The organism is Taklimakanibacter albus (assembly GCF_016595235.1).
GTDB lineage: Bacteria > Pseudomonadota > Alphaproteobacteria > Rhizobiales > Aestuariivirgaceae > Taklimakanibacter > Taklimakanibacter albus.
Window position 1 is genome coordinate 86,668 of the sequence record NZ_JAENHL010000008.1, and the last position, 12,044, is coordinate 98,711.

Below are 12,044 nucleotides of genomic sequence, written 5' to 3' on the forward strand. Positions count from 1 at the left end.
AACATAAATAAAGTGGAGGAACCCCAATGACCGACACCAAAGTATATCTGCTCGACGGCGGCTCGCTCGTCCTCGACGGTTTTCACGTCTACTGGAATAAAGGACCGGGCGGCGAGGTGCGCTTCCCTGTCTATTCCATTCTGGTCGAGCACAAGGACGGGCGTTTCCTGATCGACACGGGCTACGACTACGACCATGTGCAGAAGGTACTGCCCTTCGAGAAACCGATCCAATCCAAGGACCAGACGATCCCTGGCGCCTTGAAGCTGCTCGGCCTCGAGTCCAAGGATATCGGTGTCGTGGTCAATTCGCATTTCCATTTCGACCATGTCGGCGGCAACAAATATTTTCCGCATGCCAAGAAGATCTGCCACAAGGCCGAGATCCAGCAGGCGATGACGCCCGAGCCCTTCGAGATACTGGGTTATTCGGATCTGAGCTTCTCGGCCGCCGCCGCCGAAGCACGCAAAGCCAGCGCCCAGCTTCTCGCCGGCACCACCGTTGCCAATTCGACCTTCGAAGGTATCGAAGGTGATGTCGAGCTCGCCAAGGGTGTGAAGCTCATCTACACGCCCGGCCATGCGATCGGCCATTACAGCCTGCTGGTCGAGTTCGGCAATCGTAAGCCGATCCTGTTCACCATCGATGCGTCCTACACGAAGAAGAGCCTCGAGATCCTGTGCCAAGCGTCCTTCCACATCGATCCCAGGGCCGGCGTCGCCTCGATGCGCCGGCTCAAGCAGCTCGCCGCCGATCACGAGGCTGAGCTCATGTATTCGCATGACATGGTCGAGTACCAGACCTACCAGACCGGCACAAAGTTCTACGGCTAGGAGACGACAATGGCAGACAAACTGAACTGGCCGGTTTTCACCCTGACCTCAGGCCCGGTCGACGCTTACCCCGCGGTGCTGCGCGGCCTTGGGCGTACCGTCTCTTACGACTTCGATCCGGCCTTTCAACTCTTCTACGAAAACGTCGCGAAGAAAGCGAAGAAGGCGATGGGGCTCAAAAATGCCCCGGTCATCCTGCATGGCGAGCCGGTGCTGGGCCTCGAAGCGGCCGCCGCCTCGCTCATCGCCGAGGATGACGTGGTGCTCAATCTCGCTTCCGGCGTCTATGGCAAAGGCTTCGGCTACTGGGCCAAACGTTATTGTGCCGATCTCCATGAGGTGGAGGTCCCTTACAATGAGGCCATCGATCCCGCCGATGTCGCCAAGGCGCTCAAGAAACGTCCCGAGACGCGTATCGTCAGCCTCTGCCATCATGACACGCCTTCGGGCACCATCAATCCGGCGGAAGAGATCGGCGCCATCGTCGCCAAACATGGCGCCTATCTCATCACCGATGCGGTGTCGTCTTTCGGTGGGATGAAGATCGATGCCCTCTCATCCCATTCCGACATCTTCGTCACCGGTCCCAATAAATGCCTCGGCGGCGTGCCGGGCCTTACTCTATTGGGCGTGAGCGAGCGCGCCTGGAAGAAGATGAAGAAGAATCCCAAAGCACCACGTGCCTCGATGCTGTCGATCCTCGACTGGCAGGACGCGCATCGCCACGACCGGCCATTCCCCTTCACGCCGTCCGTCTCCGAGATCAACGGGCTCGATGCGGCGCTCGATGTCTATCTGGAGGAAGGGCCCGAGGCCGTATGGCAACGGCACGCGCTCACCGCCAAGGCCTGCCGGGCCGGCGTCAAAGCCATGGGGCTCGAGTTGTGGGCGGCGCGCGAGGAGATCGCCTCGCCCACCACCACGGCGGTGAAGACGCCCAAGGGCGTCGATGAAGAGAAATTGCGCGCCGCAGCGAGAAGCCTCTATGGCGTCACTTTCTCATCGGGCCGCGGCGAGACCTTGGGCAAGCTCACGCGCATCGGCCATATGGGCCCGACGGCGCATCCGATCTATTCGACGATCGCCATCTCGGCGCTGGGTGGCGCCCTCAATGCGCTCGGCCGCAAGACCAATACCGGCGCCGGCGTCGAAGCCGTGCTCGCCACCATCGGCAAGAAAATCTAGGGAGAGACAAATGAGCAAGAAACATTCGGGTAAAACCGCCATCGTCACCGGCGCCGCCCAGGGCATCGGTGAAGCGATCGCGCGGCGCCTCGCGGATGACGGTGCCCGCGTCGTGGTAAGCGACATCAATGGAGCGGGAGCCGAAAAGGTCGCCAAGTCCCTGCCGAACGACGCCTTCGCCGTCACCTGCGATGTCTCAAATCCGGACCAGGTTGCCGCGCTGCATGCCGAGGTCGATAAGAAGGCCAAGGGCGTCGACATCCTGGTCAACAATGCGGCGATCGTGCCCTTCATCGCCTGGGACGATGTCGATCTCGCCCATTGGCGCAAGCTCATCGACGTCAATCTGACCGGCGTCTTCCTGATGTGCCGGGCGGCGTCCGATCAGATGCGCAAGCATGGCCGGCAGGGCCGGATCATCAATATCGCCTCCAACACCTTCTTCGCCGGCACGCCCAACATGGCGGCCTATGTGGCGGCGAAAGGCGGCGTCATCGGCTTCACCCGGGCGCTCGCCACCGAACTCGGCAAACATGGCATCAATGTCAACGCCATCTCGCCGGGCCTCATGGAGTCGGACGGCGTGAAAGCGAGCCCGCACAACAACGCCTTCGACTTCGTGGGCATGCTGCAGGCGCTGCCGGGCAAGGGCCAGCCCGTCGAGATCGCGGGCGTCGCCTCGTTCCTCGCTTCCGAGGACGCCAGATGGATCACCGGCCAGACCATCAATGTCGATGCCGGCATGGTGCGGTGGTAGTCTAAGCCCGCGTCTTCATCTCGTCGGCCAATTCGCCATAGCCGACGAAGCGATATTCGTAATCGAGACCGATCCGCTTGGCCGCCGCCATGGCGCGGCGCGCCAGGTCCTCGTCGCGGGTCTGGGCGATATAGACGACCTTCTTGTAGTTGCCGAAATACATCGGGAGCAATTCGGGATGCCGATCGAGGCCCATGCCGCTCCAGATCAGCTTGTCGAAGTGGCGCGCCAGATAGTCGGTGAGGAAGAAGGAAGTGATGTCATCGTCCTCCTTCGCCTTGAACGCGTCGTTGCCGGAGAAGAAGGCGTAGCAATGCGGACCCGGGATGCGCTCGACGCCCTCCTCTTCGAGCAGCTTGTCGAGCAGGCCACCCGTGCCGCAATCGCCATAGAGGACGAAGATGGATTTATAGCGTCCCTTATTGGCGCGGATCTTTTCGCGGATGCCGGGCACGATATATTGCGGCGTGTTGTGCCATTTGGCCGGCAGGCAGGCGACGTCGAAAGCCTTCCAGCGATTGACCTCGATGAGATCGACGATCTCGCGCGCCAATGCCCCGCAGGCGATCAGGAGCACATGCCCCTGGCCGTTCAGGAACTCGAATTCCTCGGAAGGTTTGACATTGACGAGCGTCATGGACCGATCCTTGCCCCGGCCGCCCCGGGGCAAGCGCGGGATGCGAAAAAGTGGGCACCGGTTTTTCGCAAGAATCCCGCGCCAACTATTGAGCCGATCACGTTCATGAGTTTGGATTGCTTCAATCCAAACTCATCGTGATCTAGGGGTCACGCCGACGCGGCCATCTGATTGTGCTTGCGCTTCATGAAGTCCTTCGCCGTCTCGACCGCCACGGCGGCGTCACGGCAATAGGCGTCGGCACCGACGGCCTTGGCGAATTCCTCGTTCAAAGGCGCGCCGCCGACCAGCACTATGTAGTCATCGCGCATGCCTTTTTCCTTCAGCGTGTCGATGACGACTTTCATATAGGGCATGGTGGTGGTGAGCAGCGCCGACATGCCAAGGATGTCCGGCTGGTGCTCGGCGATGGCTTCCAGATATTTCTCGACCGGGTTGTTGATGCCGATATTGATGACCTCGAAACCGGCACCTTCCATCATCATGGCGACGAGGTTCTTGCCGATGTCGTGAATGTCGCCCTTGACGGTGCCGATCACCATCTTGCCCAGGCGCGGCGCGCCGGTCTCGGCGAGCAGCGGACGCAGGATGAACATGCCGGCCTTCATCGAATTGGCGGCCAGCAGCACTTCAGGAACGAACAGAATGCCGTCACGGAAGTCGATGCCGACGATGCGCATGCCCTCGACGAGCGCTTCGGTCAGAACCTTGTAAGGGGTCCAGCCGCGCTCCAGCAGGATATGCACGCCCTCTTCGACCTCTTCCTTGAGGCCGTCATAGAGGTCGTCGTGAATCTGCTGGGTCAGCTCCTCGTCATTCAAGGATCTGAGGTCAAGTTCGCCTTCATCGCTCATGGGTTCAATCTCCCGGCAAGGACTTAACGGAAGCGCCTCCATTTCGCCAAAGTCGAGCAACTCTGACGGGAAGCGCTCTAAGCCGCTCTTCTGACGTCTAAATTAGCTCAAGGCAAGGGTTATTCCCCGTCACCTGCGACGGGGGGAGGACGGAAACCGACAGTCTGGAAGTGGAGCCCAGGCAGTGCTATCCGAAAGCCCCCCTCCCTGCCTGAGTTCTTCCCATGGCCACAGCCGCTTTTTCCCTCGACAGTCTTCGTGCGCAGTTCCCGTCCCTGTCCCTCAAGGATGACGGCAAACCGCGGGTCTATTTCGACAATCCCGCCGGCACGCAAGTGCCGCAAAGGGTGATCGAGCGCACGCTCGAGGCCCTGGTGAACAAGAATGCCAATCTCGGCGGCTATTTCACCACCACGGTCGCGGCCGAGACACTGGTGAACGAGGCTCATCAGGCCATGGCCGATTTTTACCACGCCGGTTCGGCGCGGGAGATCGTCTTCGGCCAGAATATGACGACGCTGACGATGCACATGTCGCGCTGCCTGGGAAAACGCTTCAGCCCGGGCGACGAGATCGTGCTGTCGCGCATGGACCATGACGCCAATGTGTCGCCCTGGCTGCTGCTCGCCGAAGATCGCGGCCTCACCGTGCGCTGGATGGAGTTCGATCCCGAGACCTATGAATTTCCCGAGGATGCCCTCACCAAGGTGCTGAGCCCGAAGACCAAGCTCGTCGCCATGGGCTTCGCGTCCAACTGCACCGGCACGATCAACGATGTGAAACACTTCGCCAAGCAGACGCATGAGGCGGGCGCCCTCTTTTATGTCGATGCGGTGCAGCTCGCGCCCCATGTCGGCATCGATGTTCGCGATCTCGGTTGCGATTTCCTGGTATCTTCGGCTTACAAATTCTTCGGCCCGCATCAGGGCATATTGTGGGGGCGTGAGGCACTGCTCGAAGAGACCTTCAGCTACAAGGTGCGCCCGGCCGGCAACGATCTGCCGCATAAATTCGAAACCGGCACCCTCAGCCACGAGGGCATGGCCGGCACGCTCGGCGCTGTCGAATATCTGGCGAGCTTCGGCGGCAAGCCGGGCGCCTCGGGCAAGACCTACGCCCATATGTCGGAGCGTGGCGCCGCCATCCATCGCGCCTTCGATGTCTTCACCGACTGGGAGCACCATATCTGCAATCGGCTGATTGCCGGGCTGCAGAGCGTCAAGGGCCTCCGAATCCGCGGCATCACCTCTCCCAACGCGGTGCATCGCCGGGTACCGACGGTCTCTTTCACGCTTGAAGGCCACACACCCCAGGCGCTCGCCAAAGCCTTCGCCGAGCGCAACATCTTCGTCTGGTCAGGTCACAATTATGCGGTCGAACCGGTGACCGTGATGGGATTGATGGACAAGGGCGGCGTACTGCGCGTCGGCCTCGCCCATTACAATACGGAAGCGGAAGTTGACGGCTTCCTCGCGGCGCTCCACCAGATCAAGGGTTGAGAGCGGAATAAGTCTCGTCCTCAAGCGTCATTAGGCGTACCCTTTCAACGCCTGTGATCAGCTGGGAACCGTCACATGAGCGAGACTGCGCTCAATCCGCCTTTGTCACCCTGGGTGAGAGTGTTCACCGGAGCGGCGCTCATCGTCCTCATCGCCGGGCCGCTGCTGCTCTTCGCACCACAAGTGATCGTGCCGCGCTGGCCCTGGGCCATCGCGCCCTTCAATGCGCGCTTTCTGGGCGCCGTGTATTGCGCCGAGCTCGGCGCCCTGGCGGTGCTGTTTCTCGACAATCGCTGGTCGCCCGGACGCGCCAGCTTCGTCGTGGCCTTCGTCTTCACCTTCGTGGTCACCATAGCCTCACTGATCCATCTGCCGGCCTTCGTTGGCGCGCGCCGCATCGCCCTGTGGTTCGTTCTCTATGTCGGCTATGCCGCGCTCAGCGGTGGGGCGTTGCTGCTCTATCGCCAATTGCCCAAGGTCTCTGCTCTGGCGGTGAGCGACCGTTTCAGGAGCACGCTGCAGGTGGCCGGCGCGGTGATGACGCTCTACGGCGTGGCCTTGTTCGTTGCGCCCGGCATCGCCGCGGGCTTCTGGCCCTGGGCTATCGATGCGATGCACGGCCAGATCTACAGTGCCGTCTTCCTGGCCCCGGGGCTCGGCACCTTGCTCCTAGGTCGATCGGCGGCGCGCGAGGAATGCCTGGTCGGCGGCGTCTTCAATGCCGGGCTCGGCTTCTTTGCTCTGGTCGGCTTCGCGCTCGCGCAGGCGCAGACCGGCCGCGCTAATCTCGCAAGCCCCGCCACCTGGGCGTGGCTCTTGATCTTCGCAGTACTGCTGGCGATCGGTATCGCGATGATCAGGGCGTCGCGGGCGAAATCCTGAGGATCTGCCCGTCGCTCGCATCGGTCACAACATACAGCGCCCCGTCAGGGCCCTGCGCCACGTCGCGGATGCGCATGCCCAACTCCTTCAGTAGGCGCTCCTCATGCGTGACCTTGGCGCCATCGAGCTCGAGCCGCACCAGCGCCTCGGCGCGCAAGCCGCCGACGAAGAGATTGCCCTTCCATTGCGGGAAGCTGTCGCCGGTATAAAAGGCCATGCCTGAGGGCGCGATGACCGGCGTCCATTGATAGATGGGGTTCTCCATGCCGGGCGCTTCACTTTTGCCGCTGCCGACCGGCGTGCCGTCATAATTCACGCCATAGGAGACGACGGGCCAGCCGTAATTCTTGCCGGGCTCCGGCAGATTGATCTCATCTCCCCCCATAGGCCCGTGCTCGATCTCCCACAGCGCGCCGGTCGCGGGATTGATGGCGGCGGCTTGTGGATTGCGGTGGCCATAGGACCAGATCTCCGGGAGCGCGTCCTCCTTGCCGACGAAGGGATTGTCCTTCGGCACTGAGCCGTCCTCCATCAGGCGCACGACCTTGCCCAGATGCGAATCGAGCTCCTGCGCCTGGCTGCGGAATTTCTCGGCCGAACGCTCACCCAAGGTGACGAAGAGATGGCCCTTACCATCGAAGACGAGGCGGCTGCCGAAATGCAAGTTGCTGCGCACTTTCGGCTTCTGCGAGAAAATCACCTTGACGTCGTCGAGCGCCTTGCCGTCGGCGCTCAGCCTGCCGCGCGCCACAGCGGTCGAATTGCCGCCTTTGCCGGCTTCCGAAAAGCTCCAATAGATGAGCCGGTTCTGAGCGAAATCAGGATGGACGGCGACATCGAGGAGACCGCCCTGCCCGCCGACATCGACACCGGGCACACCTTTGATCGCGGCACTCTTCTTGCCGTCAGGCGAGACGATCCGCATCCGGCCGCCGCGCTCCGTCACGATCATGCGCTTGTCGGGCAGGAAATCGATAGCCCATGGCCGCGCCAGCCCATCGGCGATGATATCGACGGAGATGTCACCCTTCTCGGTTTTGAAGGTCGCGGCCTCGACATCGGGCGTCAAGATCAAGACGCCCAATGCTAACGTAACGACAAACCGCATCACCATCTCTCCAGAAGGACTCAGATTCAGGAAAGATAGGAGATGCGGCTTTGGTTCCCAAGTCACCGAACTGTGAGCCGGCCTTCAAGCACCTTCAGGCTCGTCTCGCAGCGTTCGGCGATCTGATCGATATCCTTCTCGGTGACGATCAGCGGCGGCGAGAAGCCCAGCGTGTCGCCCATGCAGCGGCCGATCAGGCCATGCTCATAGGCGATCTGGTCGAAGGTGAGTCCCACCTGCAACGCCGGATCGAAGGGCGTGCGGGTGGCGCGGTCGGCGACAAGCTCGATGCCGAGCATGAGGCCGGCGCCGCGGACATCGCCGATCATCGGATAGCGCTGCGCCATCGAGTCGAAATGCCATTTCAGCCGCGCGCCCATCTTGCGGACATGCTCGACGACATTCATCTCGTTGTAGATCTTGATCGTCTCGAGCGCCACGGCGACGCCGACCGGATGGCCGGAATTGGTGAAGCCATGGCCGAAGGAGCCGCCCTGCTTGTTGAACGCATTGACGGCGTCATAAATCTCCGGCGCCAGCACGACGGCCGAGATCGGGAAATAGGACGAGGACAGGCCCTTGGCGAGCGCCATCATATGCGGCTTCATGCCGACCGTGTCCTTGCCGAACCAGTTGCCCGTGCGGCCGAAGCCGCAGACGATCTCATCACCGAGACAGAGGATGTCATATTTGGCGAGCACCACCTCGATCTTGGCGAAGTATGATTTGGGCGGCACGATGATGCCGCCGCCGGCATTGATCGGCTCGGCGATGAAGGCGGCGATTGTGTCGGGGCCTTCGCGCAGGATCAGCCTCTCGAGCTCAAGCGCCAGACGGTCGGCGAACTCGTCCTCGCTTTCGCCGTCCAGCATGCCGCGATAAGGATCGGGACACAACGTGTGCAGGAAGCCCGGTATGGGCAGGCCGAATTCGCGATGCATGAAGGTGAGGCCGCACATCGAGGCCGCCGCGATCGTCGAGCCGTGGAAGGCGCGGTCGCGGGCGATCACTTTGCGCTTGGTCGGCTTGCCGCGCACCGTGTGATAGACCCAGGCCAGCTTCACCATCGTTTCGTTCGCTTCCGAGCCGGAGGTGGCAAAATAAGCCTTGCCGCCCTTCATGCCGGTCAGGTCGACCAGCGTTTCGGCGAGATTGGTCGCCGGCTCGTGGGTTCGGTTGAAGAAGGTGTGGTAGAAACCAAGCTCGGAATACTGCCGGTTGGCCGCCGCCGCGAGCCGCTCATTGTTGAAACCGAGCGAGGCGCACCACAAGCCCGCCATGGCATCAATGTAAGACTTGCCGGCATCGTCGAAGACATGGATGCCCTCTCCCTTCGTGATGATCACCGGCCCCTTTTCCTCGAAACGCTTGGGGTTGGTCTGTGAATGGAGATGGCTGGCGACATCGCGCCCGGCGACGGAATTGGGCTTGAAATGCTGGTTCATGGCTGTGGCCTTTCCTTGGCAAATTAGTGTGAGAGACGTTCGCCGCTCTGGCGATCGAAAATGAGAAGATGGCGGCTGTCGATCGCCGCCTTGACCGGCATGCCAGAATTGAGCCGCACGAAGCCGGGAAGGCTCGCGAGCAGCGTGCCGCCTTCCCAGTCTAGAGTTACATGGGTGGTGGGTCCGACCGGCTGCACCAGGCGCACGGTGGCCGGGATGCCGCTGTCGCCGAGCGCCACATATTCGGGCCTGATCCCGAAATCGACCGGACGGCCGGGTGCGAGCCCTGCTCCGGTTGGGAGCGGAATGGCCGCAGCGCCCACCTTGATCGCGCCATCCGCGCCGATCTCACCCGCCGCCAGCTCGATGCGCGGGCTGCCGATGAAGGTCGCCACATAACGCGTGGCCGGCCGCGCATAGATTTCTTCCGGCGTGCCGAGCTGCTCGATGCGTCCGCCATTCATTACCGCGATACGATCCGAGATCGACATTGCCTCTTCCTGGTCATGGGTGACGAAGATCGAGGTCACGCCGAGGCGCTGATGCAGCTCCTTCACCTCGGCGCGCATCTTGAGGCGCAGATTAGCGTCGAGATTGGAGAAAGGCTCGTCGAAGAGGAAATATCTGGGCTCGCGAACGAGCGCGCGGCCGATGGCGACACGCTGCTGCTGGCCGCCAGACAGTTGCGCCGGCAGGCGCTCGAGCATGGTGGAAAGCTCAAGCGCGGCGGCGACCTTCTCGACGCGTTCCTTGATCTCGGACGACGGAACCCCGCGCATCTTCAAGGTGAAGCTGATATTGCGGGCGACCGTCATATGCGGATAAAGCGCATAGTTCTGGAACACCATGGCGACGTCGCGCTCGACGGGCGAAAGCTCATTGACACGCCGGCCGCCCATCAAGATGTCGCCCGAGCTCGCATCCTCGAGCCCCGCCACCATGTTGAGCGTCGTGGTCTTGCCGCAGCCCGAGGCGCCGAGCAGTGTCACGAACTCGCCTTCGGCAATGGCCAGATTGACATCCCGGCAGGCGGTGTAGTTGCCGAAGGTCTTCGAGACATTGCGGATTTCAATGGCGGTCATTCGGGCCTCACCCCTTCATCATGCCGTCCGCGAAGCCGCGGATGATCTGGTTGCGGAACAGGACGGCAAGCAGGATGACCGGCGCCACGCTGATGACGGCGGCGGCCATCATCTGTCCGAAAACGGTCTGATATTGTCCGGCGAATTGCGCGATCACCAAAGGCACGGTCTGCGCCTGCTGGCGCGTCAGGATCAGCGCGAAGAAAAACTCGTTCCACGCCTCGACGAAGGCGAAGACGGCGGCGGCGCTCAAAGGCGGCAGGGAAATCGGCAGCACGATGTACCAGAAGGTGGCGAAAATGCCCGCACCATCGACGGCCGCCGCCTTCTCGATGCCGGAAGGAATACCGAGGAAGAAACCGCGCAGGATCCAGATGACGATGGGCAGGTTGAAGGAGAGATAGACGACGCCCAGCGACAGGACATTGTCGATAAGGCCGAGCTTGCTGATCACGATGAAGAGCGGGATGGCAATGGCGATGCCGGGCAACATCTGGGTGGCGAGGATGAGGAAGGCGATGCCATTGGCGCGCGGCACCGGCAGACGGGCGAGCGCATAGGCGGCCGGCGCGCCGAGCACCAGCGCCAGCGCGGTCGAGAACAGCGACACGATCAGTGAATTGGCGATACCGCGGCCGAGCGCCGCCGCGGCGGCGAGAACGGTCGAGAAATTCTCCAAGGTGAAATTCTGCGGCGAGAGATCCGGTGGTTGTGCGATCAGCGCCTTCTGCTCAAGCAGGCTCGAAATGATGAGCCAGAGGACCGGCGCTGCGGACCAGAAGGTGAAGAGTGCCAGCCCGACCAGGATCACGGTCTTGCGCAGCGGTCCACCTTCCCGAAGCCTTGCAAAGCTCATCGGGCACCTTTGGGTTCGCGCGGCCATAAAAGCCAGACATAAGCGGCGGCGAGGAGGAAGGTGAGCGCGAAGATGACATTGGCGATGGCAGCGCCATAACCCAGGTCGAGGAAGTTGAAGGTGACGCGGTAAGCGAGGAAATTGAGCAGCACCGTCGCATCGGCCGGTCCGCCGCGGGTCAGGACGAAGACGAGATCGAAGACGCGCAGGGACCAGATGGTCTGGAGCACGATGGCGATGGCAATGACACCGCGCATGGTCGGCAAGGTCACATGCAGGAAGCTCCGCCACGGTCCGGCACCATCCATGTAAGCGGCGCGGTAGAGCGATTGCGGCACGCGCTGGAGGCCCGCCAGCATGAGGAGCGCCACGAAAGGCACCGATTTCCACACATCGACGATGAGCAGGAAATTCAAGGCCGAAAGCGGCGTGCCGAGCCAGACCTGGTTGTTGCCGATGACGCCCAGCGATTTCAGCATTCCGTTGAGGACGCCGTAATTGGCGTTGAGGATCCATTTCCACAAGACCGCATTGGCGACTGGCGCCAGGGCCCAAGGCACGATCAGGAGGATGCGGAAGAAGCCCGAGCGGCCGAAGGGATGGTTGAGCAGCAGCGCCACGCCGAGGCTCAGCAGCGTCACCAGCACGACTTCCATAACCGAGAAATAGGCCGTGTTGCGCGCCGCCTTCCAGAACACCGCGTCGGTGAACAGACGCTCGAAATTGCCGAAGCCCGCCCATTCCTGCGTGACGGCGCCGCCCGCAAGCTGCACCCGCTGCAGCGCCAGCAGGATCGAATCGACGATCGGATAGAAAAGGATCGCGGCGAGCACGATCAGGGCCGGCGCGACGAAGAACAAGCCTGTTCTTCGTCGCCGCTGCTCGAATGTGCTGATCATCTGACGC

12 protein-coding genes are annotated in these 12,044 nt (G+C 62.0%); 5 read left to right on the forward strand and 7 right to left on the reverse strand.

The annotated features are described in order from the left end of the window. The first annotated feature begins 26 nt into the window (after positions 1–26). From pldA to pldH, 3 genes are read left to right on the forward strand one after another with little or no spacing between them, the layout of a single operon-like run. Positions 27–833: a 4-pyridoxolactonase gene (pldA, locus tag JHL16_RS23330; RefSeq protein WP_200187316.1), complete on the forward strand. Its 807-nt coding sequence runs from the start codon at positions 27–29 to the stop codon at positions 831–833. A gap of 9 nt (positions 834–842) precedes the next feature. Further along, positions 843–2,018 carry a pyridoxamine--pyruvate transaminase gene (gene ppaT, locus JHL16_RS23335; RefSeq protein WP_200187317.1) on the forward strand — a complete coding sequence of 392 codons (1,176 nt, stop codon included), beginning with the start codon at positions 843–845 and terminating at the stop codon, positions 2,016–2,018. Positions 2,019–2,028: 10 nt separating this feature from the next. Continuing rightward, positions 2,029–2,775: a pyridoxal 4-dehydrogenase, SDR-type gene (gene pldH / locus JHL16_RS23340; RefSeq protein WP_200187318.1), complete on the forward strand. Its 747-nt coding sequence runs from the start codon at positions 2,029–2,031 to the stop codon at positions 2,773–2,775. 1 nt (position 2,776) lies between these two features. On the opposite strand, the gene JHL16_RS23345 is transcribed toward pldH, so the two are convergent. Beyond that, positions 2,777–3,412: a DUF1638 domain-containing protein gene (locus JHL16_RS23345; RefSeq protein WP_200187319.1), complete on the reverse strand. Its 636-nt coding sequence runs from the start codon at positions 3,410–3,412 to the stop codon at positions 2,777–2,779. A gap of 149 nt (positions 3,413–3,561) precedes the next feature. Further along, positions 3,562–4,266: a corrinoid protein gene (locus tag JHL16_RS23350; RefSeq protein ID WP_200187320.1), complete on the reverse strand. Its 705-nt coding sequence runs from the start codon at positions 4,264–4,266 to the stop codon at positions 3,562–3,564. A gap of 224 nt (positions 4,267–4,490) precedes the next feature. On the opposite strand from JHL16_RS23350, the gene JHL16_RS23355 reads away from it, so the two are divergent. After that, positions 4,491–5,765 carry a cysteine desulfurase-like protein gene (locus JHL16_RS23355; RefSeq protein ID WP_200187321.1) on the forward strand — a complete coding sequence of 425 codons (1,275 nt, stop codon included), beginning with the start codon at positions 4,491–4,493 and terminating at the stop codon, positions 5,763–5,765. A 75-nt stretch (positions 5,766–5,840) separates the two neighbouring features. Then, on the forward strand, positions 5,841–6,647 hold the full coding sequence (locus tag JHL16_RS23360) for a hypothetical protein (RefSeq protein WP_200187322.1): 807 nt from the start codon (positions 5,841–5,843) through the stop codon (positions 6,645–6,647). Here JHL16_RS23360 and JHL16_RS23365 read toward each other — a convergent pair. Genes JHL16_RS23365 through JHL16_RS23385 form a run of 5 tightly spaced genes read right to left on the reverse strand, consistent with a single transcriptional unit; the run spans position 6,622 to position 12,037 of the window. Continuing rightward, entirely contained in the window at positions 6,622–7,761 is a 1,140-nt protein-coding gene (locus JHL16_RS23365; protein WP_200187323.1) for a PQQ-dependent sugar dehydrogenase, read from the reverse strand. The genes JHL16_RS23360 and JHL16_RS23365 overlap by 26 nt on opposite strands. A gap of 56 nt (positions 7,762–7,817) precedes the next feature. Further along, complete coding sequence (locus JHL16_RS23370) at positions 7,818–9,200, reverse strand: aminotransferase (protein ID WP_200187324.1); 1,383 nt, start codon at positions 9,198–9,200, stop codon at positions 7,818–7,820. A gap of 23 nt (positions 9,201–9,223) precedes the next feature. Beyond that, positions 9,224–10,282, reverse strand: a complete 1,059-nt coding sequence (locus JHL16_RS23375) for an ABC transporter ATP-binding protein (RefSeq protein ID WP_200187325.1) — start codon at positions 10,280–10,282, stop codon at positions 9,224–9,226. A 7-nt stretch (positions 10,283–10,289) separates the two neighbouring features. Continuing rightward, on the reverse strand, positions 10,290–11,138 hold the full coding sequence (locus JHL16_RS23380; RefSeq protein WP_200187326.1) for a carbohydrate ABC transporter permease: 849 nt from the start codon (positions 11,136–11,138) through the stop codon (positions 10,290–10,292). Further along, complete coding sequence (locus JHL16_RS23385; RefSeq protein WP_200187327.1) at positions 11,135–12,037, reverse strand: carbohydrate ABC transporter permease; 903 nt, start codon at positions 12,035–12,037, stop codon at positions 11,135–11,137. The genes JHL16_RS23380 and JHL16_RS23385 overlap by 4 nt, the downstream gene beginning before the upstream one ends. Positions 12,038–12,044: the final 7 nt, after the last annotated feature.